This window comes from Accumulibacter sp. (assembly GCF_029255125.1).
GTDB lineage: Bacteria > Pseudomonadota > Gammaproteobacteria > Burkholderiales > Rhodocyclaceae > Accumulibacter.
In genome coordinates, this window is record NZ_JAPUVR010000100.1 from 157,811 (window position 1) to 183,751 (window position 25,941).

A 25,941-nucleotide genomic window follows, 5' to 3' on the forward strand; every position below is an offset into this window, starting at 1 on the left:
AGTCGGCCGCTCTCGGCGCGTTGGTCGCCTTGCAACGGCTTGACAGTGAATGTTCAGCAGTAAGTTTGGAGGTCGTCGTGGAGTTGGTTGTCCTGGGTGCGGTCTGCTTGTTGATCTCAGGGGTCGCGATTCGACTCGGGCTGGTCTTCGCCGACCATTTCGGAATAGCGGATCGTCCGGGCGGGCATAAGCAGCACCACGCGGTAACACCATTCGTCGGGGGCTTTGGTGTCATCAGCGTCGTCGTGGCTGCCTTCTTGTTGGTCGAATCATTTTTTCAAAGCTTCAGTCTGCGTCCCCTGCAGGGCATTTTGCTTGGTGCGTTGACGCTCTTTCTCACCGGGCTGGCCGACGACATCTGGCACCTCAGTTTCAAGCCGCGCTTCGTCATCCAGGCGCTCGCCGCGCTCTCGATGGTTTACTCTGGTGGCGTCGAGCTCGTTTCACTGGGCCAGCTTCTGCCCGGACTGGCGGCGGTCGAACTCGGCTCCTTGGCAGTCCCATTCACCATCTTCGCCACCATCGGTTTGATCAATGCGGTCAACATGATCGACGGGATTGACGGCCTGTCGGGATCGGTCAGTTTGGTCAGTCTGGCGCTGGCGGCCGTCGTTGCGCACAGCGCGGGCAATGTCGCGTGTACTGTTCTTCTTGTCGCATTGATCGGTGGTGTCGCCGGTTTCCTTTATTACAACCTGCGCTACCCGGGCAATGGTCGAGCCCGCGTTTTCCTCGGCGACAACGGCAGCATGTTGCTTGGTTTCCTCTTTGCCTGGTTGTTCATTGCGCTGTCGCAGGGGAAGTCGGCGGCAATGACTCCCGTCACCGCCCTGTGGCTCTTTGCCTTGCCCCTGATGGATACGGTTGGCGTCATGTTGCGGAGGATTTGGCTTGGCAAGTCGCCGTTCCAGCCCGACCGACATCACTTGCATCACCTCTTGGTGCGAGCTGGTTTTCGGGTTTGCGATGTCGTCGCCTTCGCCGTCTTGAGTCAGGTCGCTCTGGGCCTGGTTGGCATTGCTGGTCTGTGGCTCGGCGTGCCGGAATGGGTGATGTTCGCTATCTTCTTGCTCGTTTTTGCCGGATATTTCTTGGCGATTCTGCGTCCGTGGCGGCTGGTGCCCACCTTGCGGAGACTTGGCCGCGCACTACACTTGCCGTCAGGCGATGCGCGCGGCATCTTTGTCGGGTATTTCGAACAGGACAAGTGTCTTGAGTTGCTCGATGTGGTTTGCGCCGGGTTGACGGGCAGCTATGACTATCAGATTCAGCTCTACCGGGTCGACGATCGCCGGCAAGGCGCTCGCAGGCGCAACGTTTACTGCGTCGTCCTCGTGCCGGCGGGCAGCGGCAACGATCAGTTGATCGGGCGGATCCATAGCGATACGAATGCTATCCGTCGGCGACTCACTGGCGATACAGCTGTCGAGGTGCGACTGTTTATCCAGCGTAGCAGTGCAAATGACCGACGGGTCGCCTATTCGCGCCCGGGCGTGAAGGCCAACCAGCGGCGCGCCGACCGACGTGGCGTCGGGCGCACCTTGATCTACTCGATGGAGCGTACGCGCGGCCGAGTGTATCGGGACCCCGTCGCGTGCGCGACCACCGTAACCCCAGTTTGAGGCGACCTGGCGTGTTCAGCAGAATTTTGACCGTCTGTACGGGGAACATCTGTCGCAGTCCAGCGGCGCAGTTTCTGTTGCGCGAGCGAATTGCCCGGAAAGGAAAGCGCGTCGAGGCTTATTCGGCAGGAATCGGTGCCCTGGTCAACCATCCGGCCGAAGAGACGACCTCAACGTTGATGCAGGCACGCGGGGTCGACCTCAGCGGCCACCGGGCGAGCCAGCTGACGGCTGAGTCGCTGCGCTGGGCTCAGCTTGTTCTTGTCATGGAGAAACATCACCGTGATGCGGTTCTCGCCCTGGATCCGACCGCGCGCGGCAAAACTTTTCTTCTCGGCCACTGGACAGGAACCGAAATACCCGATCCCTATCGACGTGGCGATGCGGCACATGTCGAAGCGCTCGATCTCATCGAGGAAGCGCTTGATCCCTGGGTGAGCAAGCTCTGCGCTTGACCGACCGGGCGGCGTGTCGCGCACCGCCGCCGAATCGGTCGAGGTCGTTAAATTCAGCACGACCCGACCAGCCAATCGGAGCTATAGTTTCTTCCGCGATTGGCTGATTTCCCGAAAGCGAAGGTGGACAGGAGCCGGCGACGCCGCAAGGGTGCCGGTTGTCGGCCTATGAGCTGGCCTTGGCTGGCGCGACCCCGTTTGTTTTGCGGAAGATGATCGATCAATGTACACTTTGCCGCCAGCCGTCGAGCCCTGCCGGCAGTGTCATCAAGATGGAGAACACTAGGTGATGAGGATTCCTGCATGAATGCGTTTTCTGCCGTATGCGGTGACGCCAGGCGCATTCTCGCTTGCCTTGCTGCAAGCGCTCTGGCGGGGTGCAGCATCGTACCGGGCAACCAGGCTTACGGCGAGCGGGAGGAATCGGCCGTCAGACTGCCGGTCCAGCAAGGTGACGTCCTGGCCCCGGCCAACGTCAGGATCAAGCCGATCACGGCAGAACTGATTATCGACCTGTTCAAGGCAGCCCGTCCGCCGCGCGGCGATGGGACGAGCAGCGTGGCCGTCGCGAGCAAGGCGAATCTTGGTCCGATCGCCAGCGCGAGTAAACCGGTTCCCGACTACCGTCTTGGTCCGGGCGACATCATCTCGATCGTCGTTTGGGATCATCCCGAACTGACGATTCCGGCCGGAAGTTTCCGGACGGCTGAGCAAGCAGGCACGGTGGTGGCTGAGGACGGAACGATCTTCTACCCCTATGCTGGCGTTCTCAAGGTGCAGGACAAGACGACCAGTGAGGTGCGGACGATGCTGTCGGCCAAGCTGACCAAGTACATCGAGAAGGTCCAGCTTGACGTACGCATGGTGGCATTTCGTAGCAAGCAGGTGTATGTGGTCGGCGAAGTCGCCAAGCCGGGTGTTCAGCCGGTGACCGATGTCCCGATGACCGTTCTTGAGGCAATCAATCGGGCCGGCGGTTTGACGCCGGAAGCGGACCACAGCCGGGTTCTGCTCACCCGGCGTGGGCAGACCTATCTGGTGGACATCCAGGCGATGTACGATCAGGGCTCGACCGAGCAGAATGCCCTGCTCGAGCATGGCGACATCCTCAACGTCGCCGATCGCAGCTACAACAAGGTCTTTGTTCTCGGCGAGGTGAACAAGCCGGGTTCCTTGATGATGAACAAGAAGCGCCTGACGCTGGCGGAAGCGCTGGGCGATGTCGGCTATATCAGTCAGGCGAGCGCTGATCCACGCTGGATCTACGTCATGCGCGGCGATACAGAAACCCCCGAGCTCTTCCATCTGGACTCCCGCTTGCCTGACGCGATGCTGCTTGCCGATCGCTTTCCGCTGCGTCCGCGCGACATCGTCTATGTCGACGCGGCTGCGGTGGTGCGCTGGCAGCGCGTGATTGCCAACATCCTGCCGACGGCAACGATGCTCAATCAGACAAGCCTGACGCAATATCCGCTCTTTGGCGGACGGCAACCCTAAGCCGCCAGCGGGCGCGCGCAGCCAGCCCGGCGTGCGGGTGCCGGGCAAGAGTTGACCGACTGCCTGGCCGAGCGGGCTGGCCACGCCCCTTGCTGAGCCCGCGGCAACGAATGGGGCGAGAGAAACTACGGACAAGACATGGAAAACGAACAGGCGAAACCCATATTCAGCCCACCCGCTTCCCCGGTGACGCTCGGCGCTGCATTGCAGGGCCAGTCGGTAGGGCCCGCCGGCGAAGAAGATGAGGGACTCGCGCTTGGCGAGATCATCGCGGTGCTGTTGGACTATCGTTGGCTGATTGCAGCGATCTGTCTGTTCGCCTTGCTCCTGGGTGTGGGTTGGGTTTTTGCCAGCAAGCCGACATATCGGGCCGACGGTTTGCTCCAGGTGGAAGAAAAGAGTCCGGGCGTCGGTTCATTGAAAGCGCTCCAGCCGCTGCTTGGCGACGACACGACCGTATCGGCCGAACTGGAAATCCTCAGCTCGCGGATGATTCTTGGGCGAGTGGTCAACAAGCTGAAGCTCGACCTGGTTGCCGCACCGCGCACCTTTCCCCTGATTGGCGGTGCGTTCTTCAGGCGCCACCACGGTGAAGAAGTGAGCTCGCCGTGGCTGGGTCTGTCGAGTTTCGCTTGGGGCGGCGAGCGCATTCAGATCGATTCGCTCGAGGTGCCGCCTGACGCGCTCGACGAGCGGCATATTCTGATTGCCGGCGAGGCGGGTAGCTTCGAACTGCGCGACGGCGATGGGCAAAGTGTGCTGAACGGTAAGGTTGGCGTTCGGGCAAAGGAAAACAACGGCTATGCGGCGTTCGTCGCGCAACTCAAGGCGCGACCCGGGACGCAGTTTCGGGTCATCAAACGCTCAGCCGAGGCGGCGATATCCGACCTGCGGGCGAGATACTCAGTGCGGGAGCGTGGCAAGAAATCCGGCGTGCTTGAACTGAGCCTGCTTGGTCCGGATGCGCAGGAGATCGGTCTCGTCCTCGATGACATTCTCAATACCTACGTTCGACAGAACGTTGAGCGGCGTTCGGCCGAGGCGGAGAAAACGCTCAAGTTTCTTGAAACGCAGTTGCCCGCGCTGAAGACGCAGGTGGACAGTGCTGAAGCCGCCTACAACAACTACCGGCAGACGCGTGGCTCGCTCGACCTCAATATCGAAACGCAGGGCATCCTCAAGTCGCTGGTTGACGTTGAAAACGCCGCCGTCCTGCTGAAGCAGGAGCGCGACGAGTTGCGCCAGCACTTCACGCCCGAGCACCCGCGCATTCAGGCAGTCGATAACAAGCTGCAGCGATTGAATGAAAGGCGCAAGCAGTTCGAAGCTGACGTGGCGCGGCTACCCGACACGCAACAGACCGTGTTGCGCTTGGCGCGCGATGTCGAGGTGTCGACCAAGCTCTACACGGAACTTCTCAACACGGCGCAGCAGTTGCGTGTTTCAAAGGCCGGTACGGTAGGTGACGTGCGCGTCATCGATCCCGCTGTCGTCGCGCGCGAACCGGTCGGCGCCAAGCCTGTCGCCATTCTCGGCATCTCTTTGCTCCTTGGCCTACTGCTGAGCATGGTCGTCATCTGGCTGCTACGCTCGCTGCGTGTCGTCGTCGAAGACCCGGAAACGATCGAAGCGCAACTTGGCCTGCCGGTTTATGCCACGGTGCCGCATAGCAGCAACGAAATCGAGTTGACTCGCCGCTTGCGGTCAGGCGGCGGAAGTGAGTTGCTCGCCGTTGCCTTTCCGCAGGAAGACGCCGTTGAAAGCCTGCGCGGTTTGCGCACGACGCTGCACTTCGCTTTGCTCGACGCGCAACGCAATTCGCTTCTGATCACTGGGCCCAGCCCGGGTCTGGGCAAGAGCTTCATCTCGAAGAACCTGGGTGCAGTGCTGGCGCAGGTCGACAAGCGCGTGGTCATCGTCGACGCCGACCTGCGGCGGGGACACATTCACAAGGAGTTCGGCATTGAGCGCTCGGTCGGAATCAGCGAGTACGTGGCGGGCCACGCCTCGCTCGACGACATCCTGAAGCAGTCAGCGGTCGACCATCTCTGGCTGGTGACCACCGGCCAGATACCGCCCAACCCCTCCGAACTGCTCATGCACCAGCGTTTCGGCGAGTTGCTGAACGAACTGAGCGCCCGGTTCGACTCAGTCATCGTCGATGCGCCGCCGGTTCTGGCGGTTTCCGATGCGGCGATCATCGGCCGCCATGTCGGTGCGACGCTGATGATTGCGCGCGCCGGCAAGCACCCGATTCGTGAACTCGAGCAGGCGGTAAAGCGTCTGAACCAAGCGGGTGTTCAGGTCAAAGGCTTCGTTTTCAACGACCTGAACGTCAGCCGTCAGCGTTATCGCTACGGCTACAAGGGCTACGTCTATCGGTACTCGTACAAGAGCTAGGTCTGTCGAGGCAGCGGCCCGCCGGCAGCGGCGCTGCCACCAGAGTCGCGCCGGCGCCGCGCTTCGTACAGACAGACGCCAGCCGCCACCGAGACATTGAGGCTGGCGACCGTGCCCAACATCGGAATGCTGATCAGTTGATCGCAGGTTTCGCGGGTCAGGCGACGCAATCCGTCGCCTTCTGCGCCCAGCACCCAGGCGCAGGCTGAAGGCCACTGCGCCGAGTACAAGGGCTCACCGGTTTCAGCGGCGGCACCGATGATCCACACGTCGCGCGTCTGCAGTTGGCGCAGCGCTCGGGCGAGGTTGGTAACCGTGATGTAGGGCACAGTTTCAGCCGCGCCGCTGGCCACCTTGATCGCCGTCTGGGTCAGTCCGGTAGCGCGATCCTTTGGCGCAACGACGGCGTGCGCGCCGACCGCGTCCGCCACGCGCAGGCACGCACCGAGATTATGCGGGTCCTGGATGCCGTCGAGGACCAGCAGAAAAGGCGGTTCTTCCAGCGTGTCGAGTACATCGTCGAGTGTGACGTGGCGCTGGTTGGCGGCGATCGTGGCGATGACGCCCTGATGCCGGGCGGCCGGTGCCATCGCCACCAGTCGTTGCGCTTCTACCGGTAGCACGCGCACGCCGGCAAAGTCGGCCTGGCGAACGAGGTCACGCAGGCGCGCGTCATTTCGGCTGGCGTCGACGTAAATTTCGTGCACTCCTGCGGCGTCGTGCCGTAGCTTGGCGAGGATGGCATGAAAGCCGAAGATCAGACGAGTGGATGCGGACATTGCGCGGCGAGTGGGCGAAAGGGTTCAACGGAGTGCGGCGATTGGCCGAGCGCCGGTCTCTGCGGCTGGCTGTGGCCGGCGCTGCCTGTTACCCCGGCGCCGGCACGTGCGGACATGCACTGCAGGCCGGCTGCGATGCACGCTGTGGCGGGTGTCAACTGGCGCAGGAGATTGCTTCCAGCGTGCGCGAGCGCCAGTCGAGGACTGCCGTGCGGATCGTCATCTGTTCGCCAAGACGTGGAAACTCGGCACGAATTACCTCTGCGGCGAAGGTCGAAAGAAAGCGCGACTTGAGCTCTGCGCGCGCGCGGTCGACGCCGATTTCGTCGTAAGGGACCGAGGCGAGGAGCAGAAAGCCGTCATCGGGAATCCGTCCGGCCTGCATGTTCGCTTCGATGATTCCCGCTGCGCGGCGAATCGGGACATCGAGGTTCGGGCTGTACGGACCAATGATCAGCGCAATGTTCGGCGTATGCAGAAAGTCGAAGCCGCGACCAAGGCAAATCATCCATTCGCGATGCTCGATGTCGAGCAGGCGCTCGTTACGGCGAATCTGTGCACGCACGGCCTCGATATGCTCCAGGTTTCCGTACAGCAGTGGCAGCAGGTCGGCGCGCATGCGCGCTGGCATGTCGGGGAGCAGGGCGGCCAGGCGCAGTTCGAGTGTGGCCCGGTCGGTCGAGGTCAGCGTCGACAGGTCGAGCGTATCTCCGGTCGTGCCGTGTATGACCAGCGCGTCCTCATCGGTTTCGAAACCGCAGACGAGCGGATAGACGGTGCCGTGGTTGCTGCCGAAGATATGCTCGATCTGGCGGCGGATTTCATGCGTATGGGCGATGGCTGCCGCCGTATCGTATTGGAAGCCGGCGCAACCGCGGCGCGGATCGCCCTGCGAGTAATGGTAGGTGACGAGGAAAACGACGTGCCGTCCGGCGCCGACGACCCGCTGCACATGGTGCGCGAGCACCTCGCCAAGGTGCGGCCAGCCGAGGTCGAAGATGCCGCCGAGGTTACGGAAGGGCATCAGGATGCCGACCGGCGTGTTGGTTGCCACCGGAATGTTGATTCGCCCGTCCATGCATTTGAGCACGGCGATCGCCGTCGGATGTTCGGCGAGGTAGCGCTCACGCGCCAACCAGGCTTCCGGACTGCGGAAAATTGCACTGTGTCGGTCAGCCAGCCCGAACAGCCAGTCGATGCGTTCGGCGATGGGTTTGGCGTGAATGTCCATGCTCAGGGTCGTTTGACGTGCAGACCGCACTCTTTTGCTTCCGGGTTCTCCCACCACCAGCGGCCGGCGCGGATGTCTTCGCCCGGGGTGATCGCGCGCGTGCACGGGGCGCAGCCTATGCTGGGGAAAAAGCGGTCGTGCAGCGCATTGTACGGCACCTTATTGAGCTTCAGATAGGCCCACACCTCGTTCTCGCTCCACTCGGCGAGCGGGTTGAACTTTTCCAGCCCGCCGTCGCCGTGGTCGGCATCGAAACTGCGCAATGGCAGGCCGGCGCGCGTTGCCGCCTGACTGGCGCGCAAGCCGGTGATCCACGCCTTGCGCCCGGCGAGCGCGCGTTGCAGTGGTTCGACCTTGCGCACGAAACAACAGCGCTGGCGCAGCTCGATCGAGTCGTAGAAGGCATTGATGCCGTTTTCCCGCGTGTAGCGTTCGACCAACTCGTGATGTGGATAGAAAAGGCGCAGTTTCAGGCCGTAGTACTTGTGCAGCGTGTCGATCAGCTCGTAGGTCTCGGCCGGCAGGCGGCCGGTGTCGAGCGAGAAAATTTCGATCGGCAGGTGATCGCGGACGATCAGATCGGTGAGGACCATATCTTCGGCGCCGAGACTGCAGGCAAACGCCGCTGGCGCGAAGTCGGCGGCGATCGTCCGTAGCAGCGCGCGCACGGCCTCGACGCGTCGTGTCAGCGATTCGTGCAACGCGGGATCGGCGAGATCGAGCGCCCGATTCATGCCGTCGCTGCCTTGGCGCGACGGCAGAAAAGCGGCCGCGGCTGATCGACGCCTGCCTGATACGTTTCGCTGAAAACGCGCAGACCGGCGAGCGCCCGCTGGATATCCTTGTCGGCGCGCAGGACGAACGCGTCGAAGCCGCAACGCTGCATGTAGAACAACTGATCCTGGAGGACATCGCCGAGCGCGCGAATCTCGCCCGGGTAGTGATGACGCTCGCGCAGGAGGCGGGCAATCGAATACCCGCGGCCGTCGGTAAATTTTGGGAAGTTGACCCCGATCACCGCCAGCCGCGCGAAGTCGCCGACCAGGGCGGCGGGTTCCTCGTGGCTGTCGAGCCAGACGCCAAAGCCCTCGGGTCGGCCCGCCACTTGGTCGCGGTGGGCCAGCCAGACGGCGAGCGGCAGTAGCGTGCGGCCGCTCGGCAGCTCGATCGACTCCGGCTTGGCGCCTTCGCTCAGCGCGAGAACCTGCCAGTCGTCGGCGACGACTTGCCCGTGCTTGATGATCCTAGACATGCAGCGCCTCGCTTTCCTTGTCCTTGCGATCGACGCGGCTCGCGGCGCGCCGCCGGTCGCGTCCGGCGTAGGCGCGTGCCTTGAACGCGTCGCTGCCTATTCGTTGCAGCGTATCGATGAAGCGCTCGCTCGGCGTGCGTTGCTCGACATAGACGGCAATCAACGCAGCGATCACGTCGGGGATTTCGTGCGCGCGAAACGACGGGCCGATCACCTTGCCGAGCGTCGTTGCGTTTCCTTGCTGGCCACCGAGCGTTACCTGGTACCACTCCTCGTCGTTCTTGTCGACGCCCAGGATGCCGATGTTGGCCACGTGGTGGTGACCACAGGAGTTCATACAACCGGAGATGTTGAGCGAAATGTCTCCGATGTCGTACAGATAGTCGAGGTCGTCGAAACGCTCGTGCACGGCCTGCGCGATCGGTACCGAACGGGCGTTGGCGAGCGCGCAGAGATCGCCGCCCGGGCAGCAGATCATGTCGGTGAGCAGGCCGATGTTGGCGGTCGCCAGACGATGCTGGCGGGCGACCTGCCAGACCTCGTAGAGGTCCGCCAGGCGAACGTCGGCGAGAACCAGGTTCTGTTCGTGCGTCACGCGCAGTTCGCCGAAGCTGAAGCGATCGGCGAGGTCGGCAGCGACCAGCATCTGTTCGTCGGTGATGTCGCCGGGGGCGGTGCCCGGCGCTTTCAAGGACAGCGTGACGGCCGCGTAACCGGGTGTCCGGTGGCTATGGACCGAGCGGCTGACCCAGTTGGCAAAGGCGCGGTCGCTCGCCAGATGGGCCGTATGGCGAGCGTCTTCGGCCGCCAGCGGTTGCCACTCGGGCGGCGCAAAGTGCTCGGCCAGGCGGGCGAATTCCTCAGCGGGAACCGTCGACGGTCCATCGCGCAGGTGCTCCCACTCGGCCTCCACCTGACGGGCGAATTCCTCGATGCCGAGAGCTTGGACGAGGATCTTGATGCGCGCCTTGTACAGATTGTCTCGCCGCCCGTAGAGGTTGTAGAGGCGAATGATCGCTTCCAGGTAGGTCAGCAGGTGCTGGCGCGGCAGGAAGTCGCGCAGCACCTGGCCGAGTATCGGCGTCCGCCCGAGGCCGCCGCCGACGAAGACGCGGAAGCCAATCTCGCCGTCGGCATTGCGCTGCACATCCAGGCCGATGTCGTGCGCGCGAATCACCGCACGATCGGTCGCCGCGGCATTGACGGCGATCTTGAACTTGCGCGGCAGGAAGGCGAACTCCGGGTGGAAGGTCGACCATTGGCGGAGCAGTTCGCAGTAGGGGCGCGGGTCGACCACTTCGTCCGGTGCGCGGCCAGCGAAGGCGTCGGTCGTGATGTTACGCACGCAGTTGCCGGAAGTCTGCACAGCGTGCATTTGGACACTCGCCAGCTCAGCCAGCATGTCCGGCGTTTCCTCGAACTGCGGCCAGTTGAGCTGCATGTTCTGGCGCGTCGTGAAGTGTCCGACGCCACGATCGTAATGGCGCGCGATTTCGGCCAGCTTGCGCAGTTGGCGTGCCGCCAGCATGCCGTAGGGGATGGCAATGCGCAGCATGGGACCGTGGCGCTGGATATAGAGGCCGTTCTGCAGGCGTAGCGGACGCAGTTCGTCGGCTGAAAGTTCGCCGGCGAGATGGCGCGCGATCTGCTCGCGATACTGTGCCACCCGCTCGTCGATGATCCGTTGGTCGGTGCTGTCGTAGCGGTACATGTGCACTCCTCTGATGAACCCATGCCATGAACGGCAGGGCAAAGCGGCGCCCATCGTAGCAGCGCAGCGTTTGATCGAAAAAGAATATTGAGTTAGATTGTTATAACCATTGGTAATTCAAAACGGCGATGAAACTCCAGCAACTGCGCTATCTGGTCGAAGTCGCGCGCTGCCGCCTCAACGTCTCGGAAGCGGCCGAGGCGCTCTATACCTCGCAGCCGGGCATCTCCAAGCAGATCAGGCTGCTCGAAGACGAACTTGGCGTCATCGTCTTCGAGCGCAGCGGCAAGCGTTTGACGGCAATCACCGAGCCCGGCCGCGTCGTGCTCGAGATTGCCGAGCGGATGCTGCGCGAAGCCGAAAACATCCGGCGCGTCGGCGAGGAGTACGCGGCCGGCGATTCAGGCAGTCTGGTTATCGCGACGACGCACACGCAGGCGCGCTACGCGCTGCCGGCGGTGATCAAGCGCTTCGTCGAACGCTACCCGAAGGTGCGTCTGTCGCTGCACCAGGGTCATCCGGCGCAAATCGCCGAATGGACCTTGCAAGGCGAGGCCGACATCGCGATCGCCACCGAAGCGCTCGATCAGTATCCGCAGCTCGTCATGCTGCCCTGCTATCAGTGGGCGCACTGCGTGATCGCACCGAGCGGCCATCCGATTCTCGAAACCAGGGTGCTGGCGCTCGCCGCGCTCGCGCGCTGGCCGCTGATTACCTACGATACCGCCTTTGCCGGCCGTTCGCGCATCAACAAGGCGTTCGAACTCGCGCAGTTGGTGCCGAGCATCGTGCTCACCGCGACCGATGCCGATGTCATCAAGACCTACGTCAGCCTTGGCCTCGGCCTCGGCATCATTGCCAGCATGGCTTTCGATCCGGAGCGCGATGCCGGTCTGCAGGCGATTCCCGCCGAGCACCTGTTCGGTTCGAACACAACGCGTATCGGCTTGCGTCGTGGGACCTACATCCGGCGCTATGAATACGACTTCATCGAACTGTTTGCCTCGCACCTGACGCGCCGGGCGGTGGACCGGGCGATGGTCGGCGGCGGCCCGGAAGACGAGTACCAGCTTTGAGCGTGCTACTGGATGGCGCCGAGTAGAGCCTCGATCTCTGCCTGCCCGGCGAGCAGGTGCGCACGGCAGCCGTCCCAATGCTCGGTGGCAAGTCCGAGCATGGCGAGCAGTTCGGCGACTTCGTCGTCGCCGCCGGCTTCCCGGTCTGTGTCGGGAAGGGTGGTGTAGGCGGCGCGGTCGGCGAGCCCGATCAGCGCACAGAAAACCGTCTCGCCGCCCGCCGCCACCGGTTGGTGATGGTGCGCGATGGCGGCGACGTAGCGCGGCGGGAGATCCCAGCGCTCGGCGACCATTTCACCTACCTCGGGATGCGTGAAGTCGAACAGCGCGCGCTCAGCGGCGAGGTTGGTCACTGGCGATGCCAGCCGCAGGTCGAGCACGCGTTGATAGCCGGGTTCCGCCTGAACGGCCAGGATCAGCTTGCCGATGTCGTGCAGCAGACCGGCCATGAACGCTTCATCCGGCGAACAGCGGACGAGCGGCGCGAGGAAACGCGCCGCCGTTGCCGTGGTGATCGAGTGCCGCCAGAGGTCGAGCAGGCGCAAGCGCTCGGCGCGGAAGGCGTCGAAGGCGCCGACCGAAATGATCATTCCCTGTACATTGGCAAAACCGAGTAACTGAATCGCCTCGGCAATCGTGCCGATGCGCCGCGAGTAGCCGAAGAAGGCCGAGTTGGCGACGCGCAGGATTTTGGCCGAAATCGCCGGATCGCGCGCGACCACGCGTTCGATCGTCTTCGCGTTGCACCGAGGGTCCTGCAGCGCCTTCATTGCCTGCAGGACGATCGCCGGCAAGGTCGGCACCTCGTACAGGTCGCTTGGCCGGAAGCGGGCCTCGGCGCGCGCTTCGGGCTTGCGGGCGGGCGTGACGTCGCCTACCTCGAGCAGATTCGCCGCCAAGCCGGGGTGTACGAGCTGGAAGACGTGTACGGGGTGCGGCAGATCGCGCAGCCGCAGCATGCCCGCGTCGTGCAGGCGGGTGGCGCTCGGCAGGCTCGTGCGGACGAGTGCTTCGGTGGTCGAGGTGAGCAGCGTCTGGCCGCCGCGTGTCACTGCCAGCAGGCGCGCGCAGCGGTTGACCGTCGTGCCGAAGTAGTCGCCGGCGCAAACATATGCCGTGCCGGTATGCAGCGCGATGCGCACACGTAGTGCGGCGCGCGTTGGCCATTTTTCGGCGGCGAGCAGCATCTGGCTGCGGCAGGCCGCGTTCAGCGCCGCGCCAGCGTCGGTGAAGGCGACGCAGAAAGCATCGCCGATCGTTTTGAAGACGTCACCGCCATGCTCGTCGATTGCCGCACCCAGCAGCGCGTTGTGGCGCTGCAAGGCGACGCGCATCGCCGCGCTCTCGCGCTCCCACAGGCTGGTAGAGCCTTCGATGTCGGTGAACAGGAAGGTCGCGGTGATCAGCGAAGCGTCGCTCAACGTCAGTTCTGCCAATCCCATGCGCGACCTCGCTCGTCGTCCGTCGCCGCCGGCCGGGCGAGCACCGGGTGGCCAACGGGGAACCTCTGCACCAGAAGTGCTAGTATCCTGTGATCGGCGGGTCATCGTCAATCGGCAGGTCGCCAAGGCGACTGCCGGTAACTGCCGGACGGCTCGATCCGCCGCGTGCCTACGTCACCTGGAGCACCCGCAATGCCTGCACCCGACGAGCTGACTTCCTCCCCAGGCGCTGCGCCGTTGCGTCGAGCCCATTCGCTGGCGAGCGCCTTTCTCGCCTCACTCGGCGAGCGCCCGGTTAGTCGCGTGCCGTCAGCCGAAGAAATGGCAGCCGCCCTCGACGAGCCACTGCCGGAAGACGGTAGCGATCCAGCAGTCGTCGTCGACGAGTGGTTCAGGCGCGCCGAGCCGGGAATCACCGCGTCACCTGGACCGCGCTTCTTCGGTTTTGTCACCGGCGGCGTGACGCCGGCGGCGCTGGCTGGCGACTGGCTGGCGTCGGCGATCGACCAGAATGCCGGCCTGTGGGCAGGCAGCCCGGCGGCAGCGCAGACCGAACTCGTCGTCCTGCGCTGGCTGAAGGAACTCTTCCGGCTGCCGTCGGAATGGAGCGGCGCGCTGACCAGCGGTGCGACGATGGCCAACTTGATTGGTCTGGCCGCGGCGCGCCAATGGGCTGGCCGGCAACTCGGTTTCGACGCCGCTGCCGACGGCCTGGCTGGTCAGCCGCCGATCACCGTCGTCGCCAGCGCGCAAATCCACCTGAGCGCCGTCAAGTGTCTGGGAACGCTCGGTCTCGGGCGGCGACAGGTGCACCTGGTCAGCGCGCCGAGGGGTTCGGTCGACGTCGCGGCGATGGCCGAGCTGCTCCGCCGTATCGACGGACCGGCGATCATCGTCGGCAACGCGGGCGAGGTAAATAGCGGTCATTTCGACGATCTTGCCGGGCTTGCCGACCTGCGCGATGCGCACCCGGCCGGTGCGTGGTTGCACGTGGACGGTGCCTTTGGGCTGTTCGCCAGCGTCGCGCCACGCCTGGCGCACCTGACGCAGGGAATCGAGCGCGCCGACTCACTGGCCGCCGACGCCCACAAGTGGCTGAACGTACCTTACGACAGCGGTTTTGCCTTCGTTCGTGACGGGGCCCTGCTGCGCCAGGTGTTTGCCGTCGGGGCGGCGTATGTTGCGGGCGGTACCGGCTGGGATCCGTGCATGCACGTTCCTGAAATGTCACGCCGATTTCGCGGGCTGGCCGCCTGGTGCGCACTCAAGGCTTTTGGTCGCGCGGGCTATCGCGCGGTCGTCGAGCGCTGTGTCGATAACGCGGCCGCTTTCGCTCGCTGGGTCGAGGCGACGCCCGGCCTCGCCTTGATGAACCCTGCACCGCTCAACATCGTCTGTTTTCGGCTGATCCGCGACGGTCTCGACGAGGCGGCGACCGATCGGCTCAACCGTGATGCGGTGGACGCGATTCAGCGCGACGGTCGCGTCTTCGTCACCGGCACCGTCTGGCATGGCCGTGCTGCCATCCGCGCCGCCTTCGACAACTGGCAGACGACATCGGCCGACGTCGCGCTGCTGCAGGCGGCGGTACGCGCGGTCGCGACGACAGCGGGATAAGAGAGCGCGGCGCGCCTGCGGCCATGCCGCGCCTGCGGGTACGGTAGGCTTGACGATGAGCAAAGGAACCTTCCATGGCGAAGACGAAAATCTTTCTTGCTTCCTCGGCCGAACTGATCGACGACCGGCGCGAGTTCGAGATCTTCATCAACCGCAAGAACAAGGACTGGCATGCGCACGGTGCCTTCATCGAACTGATTGTCTGGGAGGATTTTCTCGACGCGTTGTCGCCGACGCGCCTGCAGGACGACTACAACGCGGCGATACGCGCCTGCGACATCTTCCTGATGCTGTTCTGCACGAAAGTCGGTCGTTACAGCGAGGAAGAGTTCGCCACGGCCGTCGCCCAGTTCAAGGCGAGCGGCCGGCCGCTGGTCTACACGTATTTCAAAGACCTGCCACCCGATCCGGGCAGCGCGCGCGACGGCGATCTGGCGAGCGTCTGGGCTTTCCAGGAAAGGCTTGGCGCGCTCGGCCACTTCTACACCGTCTACAAGAGCGTCGATGAACTGAAGTACAAGTTCAATCAGCAACTCGACAAGCTCGTCGCGGGTGGCACGATCAGCTTGACGGCGACGCTCCAGGGACCGGCACCGACGGTCGTGGGTCGCCGTCTGGTGCCGTTTCAGGCGCCGCTCCCAGCCGCCGATCACGTGCCACGCATCGACGACCTGAACCGGCTGCGCGCGCACCTGCTGGCGGCCGACGGCGAACTGCTACCGCTCACCGTCGCACTGCACGGCTTCGGTGGCGTCGGCAAGACGACGCTGGCGCGCCTTTTCTGCGCCGACGCAGCCGTCCGCCGGGCATGCCGTGACGGCATGCTGTGGGTGACGCTGGGCAAGAACCCCACGTCGGCGCATGCGCTGATCAGTGACCTCGTCGTCGCCCTGACCGGCGAGCTGAGCGGCTGCCAGAGCTTGCCTGGTGCTCGCGCGCAGTTGCAGGCAGCGCTGCGCGGCCGGCAGTTGCTACTCGTTCTCGACGATGTCTGGGACGAGGCGCAGATTCGCGAGCTAAGCGACGCGAGCACCGGCTGCGCCCGCCTGATCACGACGCGCAACACGAACGCGCTACCCATCGACGCGCTGGTCGTCGAGCTGGCGACGATGCACACTGGAGACTCCCGGCAGCTGCTCGGCGCCGGCCTGCCGGGTGGGCAGAGCGCGCGCATGATGGCGCTGGCCGAACAACTCGGCGGCTGGCCGGTCCTTCTCGGACTGGCCAACCGAACGCTGCGCCAGCGCGTGCTGCGCCAGAGGACGCCGCTCGATAAAGCGCTAGACGCGGTCGCTGGCGACCTCCAACGCCAGGGCGTGCGCGCCTTCGACCCGGCGCGCGATGTCGCCGAACGCGACCAGGCGGTAGCTGCGACGGTCGATGCCAGTGTCGAGCTGCTGGACCCCGATGAGCGTCAACGGTACGCCGAACTGGCGATCTTTGCGCAGGACGTGGCGCTCCCGGTGGCCGCTGCTGCCGAGCTCTGGCAGATCACGGCCGGCCTCGACGCCGGGCTGGCCGAGCGACTGGTCGGCGATCGGCTGGCTCCGCTAGCGCTCGTCGAGTACGACGGCAGCGCGGGTACGCTGCGTCTGCACGACGTGCTGCGCAACTACCTTGCTGGCCGGCTGGCCGACCGGGCGGCGCTGCACTGCGCGCTGGCCGACGCCTGGGGAGATTACCCGCAGACCGATAACGCCTTCGCTTGGCGCTGGCTCGCTTTTCATCGCGCGCAGGCGGCGCTCCACGCGGAGCCGTGCGCGCGCCACGCACGCTGCGCCGCTCTCGTTGCGCTGGTGGGCGACGCCACGTGGCAGCAGGCGCACGAGAACGCGCTCGGCGATCTGCCGGCGCTGCGCGAGGCCTTGCAGAGCGCGCTGCACGCGGTGCTCGGCGACGATCAACCGCTTGGCGTGGCGCTCCTCGTGCGCGCGGTCGACAACTTGCGCCGCTTTCAGCGCACGCATGGACAGCCGCAGCCGATCCTTGCCCTGGCCAGACAGGGCAAGCTCGACGGCGCGCGCCGGCGCAGCGAACTACTGCCGCTCGACGAGTACTGGCGGCAGGTGCTGTTGCTCGTACTTGCCTGGCTGGCCGCGCCACTCAGGCCGGCCGCCGCCACCCGCCTGGCCGACGAAGTGCATGCCGAACTCGGTCCGCACGCTGTTCTGCAGGACCTCTGGCGCTGGCTCGCCGCCGACCTGCACGCTGCGTCGCCGCCGGTGTTTTCCTTCCCTGTGCCGCCGAGCGAAGCTGATGAGTGCCTGATCGAAGAACTCCTCAAACGAGTGGGCGGTGGCGAGTACAGCCGCGAACTGATCGTCAGTCGTGGACTAGACCCTGAGGTGCACAATCCGGATCGACCGCAGCCGACGCGCGGCATCTACCGCGAGCGCATCCCCGGTCTGCCCGAAGGCGAGCTGGCCGAACAGACGAAGACCGGCTATTTGGCCGACCTCGACGGCCCCTATCTGGTCGCCTACGCGGCGCGCGATCCGGCGCGTGGCAGCCAGGCGTTGGCGCGTTACCTCAGCGTCTACAGCAACTACAACTACCCGGAATACCGTCTGAGCACGCTCTGGCTGCTGCTCGGCTACGTCGTCCGCTACCCGCGCGCCGACGGCGGCGCCTGGGTCAAGGAGGCGGTCGTAAGTATTGTTGAATCGGCACTCGGTGGCGGTAGCGTCGAGTTCGAACGGGGCGTTGCAATCGCCGCCGAGGCGCTGCGCGCGCAGGCGGGCGATGCGCACGCGCGGCAGGGGCTGGTCGACCAGGCGCAGCAACTGATGGCCCAGGCGGCGTGCCTGAAACCTGGCCGTGAACGCGCGGGCAGCGACATCTGGGCGCAGCACAAGCGACTGATGCTGGCGATCGCCCAGGCGCTCGGCTGGCTGCTCGGCGAAACGGCGCTCGCCGGGCAGATCCTGGACGATGCCCTCGGCCTGGCTGACTCGGGCTTCGCCGGCTACCAGGCGCCGGCCTGTCTGGCGCTCGCCGAGGCGATCCTCGTCTGTCGGCCGAGCGCTACTACATCAGGCGCCCCGCCGTCCGATGTCCAGGCGATCGAGAGCGCCCTTGAGTGGGCGCAGCGCGCTGCGCACAACGTTCAGGACCCGAGCTTCTGTGCGCGCATGACGGCGCGCGTCAATGCGATGCGGGCGTACTGGTGGACGCCGTTCGTGCTCGACGATCGTTTGCGTCGTCTGCCCGAAGCGGCTTACCTGCGCGAGTTCGCCGGCCTGCACCGGGTCGGTCACGTCTACACCGGGCGGCGCGCCGACTCCCTGGAGTTTCCCGACTGGGCGCGCGAACCGCTCAGCTTCGCCCGCCTGCAGCGCCTTTATCAGCGACCAGCAGCCGGTTTTGTGCGACTTGCCGGAGGCGAGCCGCAAATCACCGCCGGCGAGTCGCTGGCCGTTCCCGATCCTGGTTTCATCCCGCACATCGCTGCCCGGCTGGCTGCCGAAATCCTTGCCCAGGCTGGGCAGGGAGGGTTGTCGGCGAAACAGCGAGAGATGATCCGAGCACTCGTCCCGCACGCGCTGGCCAACCCGACCGCGCTCGACGCCGTTCTCACCCGTCTCGTACTCGCCAGTGGTCGTCGCAGCGATCCGCCGACGGTGGCCGAGGTCGAGGCACTGTCCGAAGTCCTCGCGCGGCGGCAGGCGGCAAGCGACGAAGCGCCGACGAGCGAGCTGATCGCCCGGCGGCTGGCGTAGTGCGCGTGTTTGCGGCGGTCGACCTCGCCGAGGGCGCGGGACCCAGCGCGAGCGTCGCGCTCGCCTTGCCGAGATTCGTTTGGTCTGCGCTGCCTTGCACTCGGCAGCCTCAGATGGCCGGCTGCGTCGCCGGAAAACGCGCCCTTCAGCGCCGCCGCTCGCCGAACACCGCGGCCAGCGTTGGCGCGCTGAGCACGGCCTCGCCCCATGAGCTCAGTTCGTCTTCGCTCGCCTGTTTCAGGCGCTGGTCAACCCACTCGGGCAAGGGCCCGAAGCGCTGGGCCAGCAAGCGGGCCAGGAGGTGCGCTTCGCCCTCGTGGCGGCCCTCCACGCGACCTTGCTGAATTCCCTGCTGAATTCCCTGCTGAATTCCCTGCTGAATTCCCTGCTGAATTCCCTGCTGAAGTCCCCGTTGGGTTGCTTCCTCAAACCAGGTTTCGATACGTTCGGCGAGCATGCTGTCGGCCTCCATGAAATCACTCATTGCGTCAATCTCGGTCGCCATCGCCGAGAGTGTGGTCGAGGCCGCCTTGCGGTGCAAGAGGCGCTTGATCCAGTTGGTAAACGAGCGCCGCATCGGCTGCTGTTGCGGATCGCGCAGGAGCGCGTCGAGCGCCTGGATAACGCGCCGCAGCTCGTCTGGCGAGCGCCCGTGCTCGAGCCGGAAGAGCGCCTCGACCGCGTTGCGCACACTGGTTGCCGGATGCAGTCGCAGGCGCGCCTCGTCGATCAGATGATAGGCGAAATTCGGCTGGTGGTCGGCCAGGCCGGGTGGTGGCGCGACAAAGAGATCGCGCACATTGGTCGGTGCGCTCCACATCGGCTGGCCGTTGTAGAGAACGACTGGCAGGATGGGCGGCAGTTTGCCATCGCTCAGTTCGCCCCGCCTGACCAGATCCTGCGCCAGCAGTCCGGCATAGACCAGCATGCGCAGCGCCATCCAGCGGTCGGCTTCCGACTGAAACTCGAGCACCAGGTAGACCCACAGCCAGCGATCGCGCAGACGCAGGCGCCAGACCATGTCGTCGTGGCGTTCCTTCTCGTTCTCGGCCACGTAGCTCGCGTTCATCCGCTCCAGCGTCGAGAAGTCCGCCTCAGCCAGCCAGTCGCCCGGAACCCAGTCACACAGCAGATCGCGCACCATTTCCGGGTGGGAGAAGAGTAGCTTGTAGCCGGTATCGTGCTTCATGCGGAAATTGTACAGTGGACGACTCCGGGATTGCCGGCGTCGAGCCAGGCGGATCGTTGTGGCGTGCCGCCATTCATCCGGCTGCTCTGGCCGACCAGGCGCGGCCGGCAGGGTCTTCCGGGTGGTCTTTCGGTTAGAATAACGTGTTTTCCCATCGCATTCCTGCAGATACGGCCGGGCCTGATGAAGACCACTTTTCTCGACTTCGAACAACCGATTGCCGACCTCGAAGGCAAGATCGAGGCCTTGCGCTTCTCCCAGGACGATTCGGCGGTCGATATCTCGGACGAGATTGCCCGCCTCGAGAAGAAGAGCCAGCAACTGACGCGCGAGATCTACGCCAAGCTCTCGGCGTGGCAGGTATCACAGGTGTCGCGCCACCCGCAGCGGCCTTACACGCTTGATTACCTTCGCCTCATGTTTACCGATTTCGAGGAACTGCACGGCGATCGCGCGTTTGCCGACGACCACGCCATCGTCGGCGGATTGGCGCGTTTCGATGGCGAGCCGATGGTCGTCATCGGCCACCAGAAAGGGCGCGACACCAAGGAGAAGCTTTTCCGGAACTTCGGTATGCCGCGTCCTGAAGGCTACCGCAAGGCGCTGCGTCTGATGCGGCTGGCCGAGAAGTTCGGCTTGCCCGTGCTCACCTTCATCGATACGCCGGGCGCCTATCCCGGCATCGATGCGGAAGAGCGCGGCCAGTCGGAAGCTATCGGCCGCAACCTCTACGCAATGGCCGAACTGCGCGTGCCGATCATCGTCACGGTGATCGGCGAAGGCGGTTCGGGCGGTGCGCTGGCGATTGGCGTCGGCGACCTGGTGCAGATGCTGCAGTATTCGACCTATTCGGTGATTTCGCCCGAAGGCTGCGCGTCGATACTCTGGAAAAGCGCCGACAAAGCGAGCGAGGCGGCTGAAATCATGGGCATCACGGCGACGCGGCTGATGTCGCTCGGTTTGATCGACCGCATCGTCGACGAACCCGACGGCGGCGCGCAGCGCGACCCTGTGGCGATGGCGCAGAACCTGCAAAGGACGCTGCGCGAAGCGCTGCACAAGCTGACTGCCGTCCCCTCAGACGAGCTCGTGCGGCGACGCGTCGACCGGCTGATGACCTACGGGCGAGTCAAGGAACTCGTCTACTGTTGAACGCTTGTCGGCAGGCCGTTGGCGGGCAGGAATGCAGAGCGGCGGCCATTGCGTTGGCGGCGCTTGCCGACGTGCGATGAGCCAGCCGGCGGTGCGTCCGGGCGATCTGGCGCAGCACGCGCTGCGCGCTGAGTTGCTGGCAACGCTCGCCGCTTTTCTCGCCAGTCGCTTGGCGGCCGATCAGAGCCTGTGTGTCGGACTTTCCGGTGGGCGCGATTCCGTCGTCTTGCTGCACGCGCTGGTACACCTGCGGGCCGCAGACTTCGCTGGCGGTCGCTGGCGCCTCTCGGCCATGCATGTCGAGCATGGTTTGAGCGAACACGCAGGCGCCTGGGCAGCCTTCTGTCACGAGCTGTGCGCGCGGCTTGCCGTGCCGCTGCACGTCGTCCGCGTAGAGGTTGTGCGCAACGATCGCGCCGGGCTGGAAGCGGCCGCGCGCCGTGTGCGCTACGCCGCTTTCGCCGACTGCCCGGCCGACTGGCTGGCGCTGGCCCATCACCGCGACGACCAGGCGGAAACCGTCCTCTTCCGCCTGCTGCGCGGCGCGGGGGTGGCCGGCGCGGCCGGGATGCGCAGCGCGCGAGCCTTGCCACGAGGGCCGCGGCTGATCCGGCCGCTCCTTGAACTGCCAGGTAGCGCACTGGCCGACTATGCGGCGGCCAATTCACTCGCCTGGGTCGAAGACGAGAGCAATGCCGACTGTCGCTTCCGGCGCAACTTCCTGCGTCGCGAAATGCTGCCGCGGCTGAGCACGGTCTTTCCGGCGGCGGCTCCGGCGCTGGCGCGTGCCGCGGCACACTTCGCCGAGGCGCAGGAATTGCTTGACGAAGTGGCCCATGCCGACCGGCAGTGCGTCGCTGGTGACGGCGGGCGAATCGAGCTCGCGCGTTTGCAGGGGCTGTCGTCGGCGCGCGCGCGCAACCTTCTGCGCTACGAGCTGGCCAGCGCCGGCTGGCGCAGCCCGGACGCGCGCTGGCTCGCCGAGGCGCAGCGGCAATTGGTCGGCAGCGCTGCCGGCGCACAGCCCTGCCTGAGGACCGAGGACGGCGAACTGCGCGTGCATCGTGGCCGGTTGTACGTATTGACCGGCACCGCGCCGGCGCTGCCAAGCGCTGTGTGCTGGCGAGGCGAAGAGCAAGTCGCCTGGGGCGAGCGGCTGATTTCATTCCGTCCGGTGGTCGGCGGCGGACTCAGCCGTCGCCGGTTGAGCGGCCTGTCCGTCTGGTTGCGTCTGCGCCAGGGCGGTGAGCGCTTGCAGCTAGACACGCGGCGCCCGCGGCGCAGCCTGAGCCAGCTGCTGCAGGAAGCCGGCGTGCCGTGCTGGGAGCGACACCGTCTGCCCTTGCTTTGGGCCGGCGATGAACTGGCCTGGGTCGGCGGTGGCATCGGTTGCGCCGCCGCTTTTGCCTGCGCCGCTGGTGAGGACGGTCTGGCCATCGGCGAAGAGGTAAGTGCGGCACGCGCGCCGGCCGCCGACGGATTCGTTGCGCCCGGAACTGTGCGCCCGTGAACCACCCTCGACCCGCTACGCCATTGGCTACTGCGCAGAGCGCCGAGCCGCCGGCACGCGACTTCGAGGTCATTTCGCTGATCGGCTTCGCGCATGCTGTCTCGCACTTTTTCCACCTGCTGCTGCCGCCACTCTTTCCCTGGCTGATGAACGACTTCGGTCTCAGTTTCAGTGCGATCGGTATGACGATGACGATCTTCTTCGTCGTCTCGGCGATCGGCCAGGCGCTCGCTGGTTTCCTGGTCGACCGCTACGGCGCGGCGCGCGTCCTCGCTGGCGGCATCGCCTGTTTCGCCGCGGCTGCGCTGCTTCTCGCGCTGGCCGACGGCTATGCGATGCTGGCGCTGGTCGGCGGCGTCGCCGGTCTGGGCAACAGCGTCTTCCATCCGGCCGACTTCACGGTGCTCAACCGACACGTCTCGTCGCCGCGCCTGCCGCACGCCTTCTCCATCCATGGGCTCTCGGGCAACCTCGGTTGGGCGCTGGCGCCAGTCTTCCTGACCGCGCTCGCCGCAGCGTTCGGCTGGCGCTTGGCGGCGCTCGCCGCGGCTGGTCTCGCACTGTTCGCGCTCGCTCTGCTCTTCTCGCGCCGCCAGACGCTTGCCGACCCGCCGGGCTGGGGCGCCGGAGCGACTTCCGGGCTGGGCGGCGGTGAGCCGGCGGTGTCCACCTTCGCCTTCCTGCGCGCGCCTGGCGTCTGGCTCTGCTTCCTTTTCTTTCTCCTCATCACGACCGCCTTCGGCGCGATCCAGAATTTCGCCACGCCGATCCTGCAGAACCTGCACGGTCTGTCGCTGGCCGCTGGCGCGACGGCACTCTCCGCCTACCTGGCCGGGGGTGCCGGCGGAATTCTCGCCGGCGGTTTCCTCGCCCGGAAGGGCGAACACGAAAAGTTGATCGCCGCCGCGCTGCTGGTCGCCGCGCTCCTCGCGCTGCTTGTCGCCGGAGTGCCGCTCGCCGCGCCGGCGGTGCTCCCGCTGATGGCGGCGATCGGCTTCTGCACTGGAATTGCCGGACCCTCGCGCGATCTTCTCGTGCGCCGCGCAGCGACCTCTCGCTTCGGGCAGGCGGCCTACGGTCGCGTCTATGGCTTCGTCTATTCGGGTCTGGACAGCGGCTTGGCGCTGGCGCCGCTGGTTTTTGGCGGATTGATGGATGGCCGGCGCTTCGCTGCCGTCCTGGTCGGCGTTGCTGCGCTGCAGGGGCTGGCCGTGCTCACCGCGCTGGGTGTCGGGGCAACGACGCGCGCGCCTTGACAGTCCTCTCGGCGAAGGCTTTACTAAACACTGGACGGCGCCCGCGCGCGTTTCGCCGGTGCGCCGCCAGCCGTTACCTGTCGGCTCGCTCGCCGCGCTTTGTTTGATCGTTATCCGGAGTACTCACCATGTTCAAGAACATCCTTGTGCCGACCGACGGCTCGGAACTCTCGCAGGACACCGCACGGCGCGCCATTTCCTTTGCCAAGGAGGCGGGTGCGCGAATCACCGCCTTCTATGCCAAACCCGAGTATCCGGTGAGCTACTTCGGCGAAGGCGCGCTGATCGACCCGACGACGCCGGAAAAATTCGCTGAGCTGGCCGAGCAGCAGGCGCAGCAGGTGCTCGACTTCGTCGTCGAACTCGGGCGCGCGGCCGGCGTCCAGGTCGATTGTATGGCGCTGACCAGCGACCTGCCGTATCAGGCGATCATCGATGCGGCGAACGAAGCAGGCTGCGACCTGATCTTCATGGCTTCGCACGGGCGGCGCGGATTCAGCGCGCTGCTGCTTGGCAGCGAGACGAACAAGGTGCTGACGCACTCGAAGATTCCGGTGCTCGTCTATCGCTGAGCGGCGAGGCCGCAGGCGCTCGATGGCGGGCGTCGCCGTCGTGCGTTCGTCCGGCCAGTTCGTCAGCCGTCGACGCGCGCCGCGCGCTGACGCGGAGCGGGCAGATTGACCAGGACGATGCCGGAAGTCACGCAGGCGACGGCGACGATGAAGCTCGGCGTAAGGCGCTCGTGCAGCATGACAACGCCGAAAGCAACGCCAAAAAGCGGCGTCAGGAACGAAAAGACCGCCAGCCGGGTGGTAAGGTAGCGCGTCAGCAGCCAGAACCAGGCGAGATAACTGGCGAAAGCGACGATCACGCCTTGATAGGCGAGGGCGAGGACGACCGGCAGGCTGAGCTGGCTGATCCCGGCCTCGCCGATCAACGGCGAGAGCGGCAGGAGAAGTGCCGCCGATACCGCGAGTTGGTAGAACAGAACCTTGCTGGCGCTGATCGTGGCCAGCCGAGTTGCCCGGATGAGCACCGTTGTCGCGGCCCAGCCGATCGCCGCGAGCAGTCCGAGCAGATCGCCGATCCAGGCACCGGGCGGTCCACCGCTCTCACCGGAAAAACCGAAGACGATACCCATGAACGCGAGCAGCACGCCGGCCAGTTGTCGCCGCTGCATCTGCTCGCCAGCGACGAAGTAGTGCAGGCCGAGAACCGTGAAGCACGGCGCCGTGTAGAGGACGACGATCAGCCGCGACGCCGTGGTGTAGGACAGCCCGAGATAGATGAAGACGAACTCCAGCCCGAAAAGAAAACCGGCCAGCAGGCCGGGGCGCAAGCTGCGGTCGGCCTGGGTCAGCGCGATCCCGCGCCAGCGCGCCCAGACAAGGAGTAGCAGGACGGCGATCGCCGAGCGCAGCCCGGACTGGAGAACCGGACTGATTCCTGCGCTGGCGATCTTGATCGTCACCTGCTGGAAGCCCCAGGTGGCGCAGAGCACGATCATCAGGACAAAAGCGGCGATGCCGGGCGGCGTACGTTCGTGCATGCGGGCAGTCGATGGCGGCGCCAGCGCCGCGGGTCTCTTGAGGATGCGCCAGCCGGCTCGCTCCGACGGCGCGCAACCGTCGATTATGCCCAAGCCGACGACGCGGCGACAGGAAAATCGTTGCTCACCGCTTTCCTTGCCGACGATTCGGCGAGCGGCGGTGGCCGCGCGCCCGCCCAGCAGGACATGGGAAAATCCAGCTTAAACATACTCGTTGGATTGCTGCGGCCTGGCCTGGATGCGCTCGTGCTGGTCGGAACTGCCCCCGCCAACCGACTGACTGCAGGCCGACCCCCGAAGCCGTCAGGCATGCCAAGCACGCCCAGCAGGCTCCAATCCATCTTTCGTCGGCGCTCGCCGTCCGGGCGGACGAGCAGCACGAGTCAGGGTGCGCTCAGCGGTCACGACGTCGTCATCGAGACTGACGAGGCGGAACCGCCGGCTCCTCATTGCTGCGGCACATCCCTGGCGCCGGTATCTCATT

19 protein-coding genes are annotated in these 25,941 nt (G+C 65.4%); 11 read left to right on the top strand and 8 right to left on the bottom strand.

Annotation, left to right across the window (positions count from 1 at the left end; genetic code table 11):
* The first annotated feature begins 20 nt into the window (after nucleotides 1-20).
* The 4 genes from Q1L59_RS09135 to Q1L59_RS09150 all read left to right on the top strand — a co-directional run bounded on the left by Q1L59_RS09135 (nucleotide 21) and on the right by Q1L59_RS09150 (nucleotide 5,974).
* Nucleotides 21-1,622: an MraY family glycosyltransferase gene (locus Q1L59_RS09135; protein ID WP_300331189.1), complete on the top strand. Its 1,602-nt coding sequence runs from the start codon at nucleotides 21-23 to the stop codon at nucleotides 1,620-1,622.
* Between the two features lie 11 nt (nucleotides 1,623-1,633).
* Entirely contained in the window at nucleotides 1,634-2,077 is a 444-nt protein-coding gene (locus Q1L59_RS09140) for a low molecular weight protein-tyrosine-phosphatase (protein ID WP_300331191.1), read from the top strand.
* A gap of 303 nt (nucleotides 2,078-2,380) precedes the next feature.
* On the top strand, nucleotides 2,381-3,574 hold the full coding sequence (locus tag Q1L59_RS09145) for a polysaccharide biosynthesis/export family protein (protein ID WP_300331194.1): 1,194 nt from the start codon (nucleotides 2,381-2,383) through the stop codon (nucleotides 3,572-3,574).
* Nucleotides 3,575-3,712: 138 nt separating this feature from the next.
* A complete protein-coding gene (locus Q1L59_RS09150; RefSeq protein ID WP_300331196.1) occupies nucleotides 3,713-5,974 on the top strand; it encodes a polysaccharide biosynthesis tyrosine autokinase in 2,262 nt (753 codons plus the stop codon).
* On the opposite strand, the gene rlmB is transcribed toward Q1L59_RS09150, so the two are convergent.
* The 5 genes from rlmB to Q1L59_RS09175 form a co-directional block, all read right to left on the bottom strand.
* Nucleotides 5,971-6,753: a 23S rRNA (guanosine(2251)-2'-O)-methyltransferase RlmB gene (gene rlmB, locus Q1L59_RS09155; protein WP_300331199.1), complete on the bottom strand. Its 783-nt coding sequence runs from the start codon at nucleotides 6,751-6,753 to the stop codon at nucleotides 5,971-5,973. The genes Q1L59_RS09150 and rlmB overlap by 4 nt on opposite strands.
* 154 nt (nucleotides 6,754-6,907) lie before the next feature.
* The gene (locus Q1L59_RS09160; protein ID WP_300331202.1) at nucleotides 6,908-7,984 is read right to left on the bottom strand and encodes a carboxysome shell carbonic anhydrase domain-containg protein; all 1,077 of its coding nucleotides are present in this window, start codon (nucleotides 7,982-7,984) and stop codon (nucleotides 6,908-6,910) included.
* Between the two features lie 2 nt (nucleotides 7,985-7,986).
* Nucleotides 7,987-8,718 carry a phosphoadenylyl-sulfate reductase gene (locus Q1L59_RS09165; protein WP_300331205.1) on the bottom strand — a complete coding sequence of 244 codons (732 nt, stop codon included), beginning with the start codon at nucleotides 8,716-8,718 and terminating at the stop codon, nucleotides 7,987-7,989.
* Nucleotides 8,715-9,236: a DUF934 domain-containing protein gene (locus Q1L59_RS09170; protein WP_300331208.1), complete on the bottom strand. Its 522-nt coding sequence runs from the start codon at nucleotides 9,234-9,236 to the stop codon at nucleotides 8,715-8,717. Before Q1L59_RS09170 ends, Q1L59_RS09165 begins: the two co-directional genes overlap by 4 nt.
* Complete coding sequence (locus tag Q1L59_RS09175) at nucleotides 9,229-10,947, bottom strand: nitrite/sulfite reductase (protein WP_300331211.1); 1,719 nt, start codon at nucleotides 10,945-10,947, stop codon at nucleotides 9,229-9,231. The genes Q1L59_RS09170 and Q1L59_RS09175 overlap by 8 nt, the downstream gene beginning before the upstream one ends.
* Nucleotides 10,948-11,075: 128 nt before the next feature.
* Here Q1L59_RS09175 and cysB point away from each other — a divergent pair, with 128 nt between their 5' ends.
* Nucleotides 11,076-12,023, top strand: a complete 948-nt coding sequence (gene cysB, locus Q1L59_RS09180; RefSeq protein ID WP_300331215.1) for an HTH-type transcriptional regulator CysB — start codon at nucleotides 11,076-11,078, stop codon at nucleotides 12,021-12,023.
* 5 nt (nucleotides 12,024-12,028) lie between these two features.
* Here the strand turns inward: cysB and Q1L59_RS09185 are convergent, their stop codons facing one another.
* Nucleotides 12,029-13,465, bottom strand: a complete 1,437-nt coding sequence (locus Q1L59_RS09185; protein WP_300331218.1) for an HDOD domain-containing protein — start codon at nucleotides 13,463-13,465, stop codon at nucleotides 12,029-12,031.
* Between the two features lie 192 nt (nucleotides 13,466-13,657).
* Between Q1L59_RS09185 and Q1L59_RS09190 the strand changes: the two genes are divergently transcribed.
* Both Q1L59_RS09190 and Q1L59_RS09195 read left to right on the top strand, forming a co-directional pair.
* Nucleotides 13,658-15,082, top strand: a complete 1,425-nt coding sequence (locus Q1L59_RS09190) for a pyridoxal-dependent decarboxylase (protein ID WP_300331221.1) — start codon at nucleotides 13,658-13,660, stop codon at nucleotides 15,080-15,082.
* Between the two features lie 74 nt (nucleotides 15,083-15,156).
* Nucleotides 15,157-18,801, top strand: coding sequence for an NB-ARC domain-containing protein (locus Q1L59_RS09195; RefSeq protein ID WP_300331224.1), 3,645 nt, complete (start codon nucleotides 15,157-15,159; stop codon nucleotides 18,799-18,801).
* A 145-nt stretch (nucleotides 18,802-18,946) separates the two neighbouring features.
* On the opposite strand, the gene Q1L59_RS09200 is transcribed toward Q1L59_RS09195, so the two are convergent.
* Nucleotides 18,947-19,990 carry an Rpn family recombination-promoting nuclease/putative transposase gene (locus Q1L59_RS09200; protein ID WP_300331228.1) on the bottom strand — a complete coding sequence of 348 codons (1,044 nt, stop codon included), beginning with the start codon at nucleotides 19,988-19,990 and terminating at the stop codon, nucleotides 18,947-18,949.
* A 183-nt stretch (nucleotides 19,991-20,173) separates the two neighbouring features.
* Between Q1L59_RS09200 and Q1L59_RS09205 the strand changes: the two genes are divergently transcribed.
* From Q1L59_RS09205 to Q1L59_RS09220, 4 genes are all read left to right on the top strand, one after another.
* Nucleotides 20,174-21,142 carry an acetyl-CoA carboxylase carboxyltransferase subunit alpha gene (locus tag Q1L59_RS09205; protein ID WP_300331230.1) on the top strand — a complete coding sequence of 323 codons (969 nt, stop codon included), beginning with the start codon at nucleotides 20,174-20,176 and terminating at the stop codon, nucleotides 21,140-21,142.
* 76 nt (nucleotides 21,143-21,218) lie between these two features.
* A complete protein-coding gene (gene tilS, locus Q1L59_RS09210; protein ID WP_300331233.1) occupies nucleotides 21,219-22,652 on the top strand; it encodes a tRNA lysidine(34) synthetase TilS in 1,434 nt (477 codons plus the stop codon).
* The gene (locus Q1L59_RS09215; protein WP_300331236.1) at nucleotides 22,649-23,908 is read left to right on the top strand and encodes an MFS transporter; all 1,260 of its coding nucleotides are present in this window, start codon (nucleotides 22,649-22,651) and stop codon (nucleotides 23,906-23,908) included. The genes tilS and Q1L59_RS09215 overlap by 4 nt, the downstream gene beginning before the upstream one ends.
* A gap of 128 nt (nucleotides 23,909-24,036) precedes the next feature.
* Nucleotides 24,037-24,480 carry a universal stress protein gene (locus Q1L59_RS09220; protein WP_300331239.1) on the top strand — a complete coding sequence of 148 codons (444 nt, stop codon included), beginning with the start codon at nucleotides 24,037-24,039 and terminating at the stop codon, nucleotides 24,478-24,480.
* A gap of 62 nt (nucleotides 24,481-24,542) precedes the next feature.
* Here Q1L59_RS09220 and Q1L59_RS09225 read toward each other — a convergent pair whose 3' ends face one another.
* Nucleotides 24,543-25,457 carry a DMT family transporter gene (locus Q1L59_RS09225; RefSeq protein ID WP_300331242.1) on the bottom strand — a complete coding sequence of 305 codons (915 nt, stop codon included), beginning with the start codon at nucleotides 25,455-25,457 and terminating at the stop codon, nucleotides 24,543-24,545.
* Nucleotides 25,458-25,941: the final 484 nt, after the last annotated feature.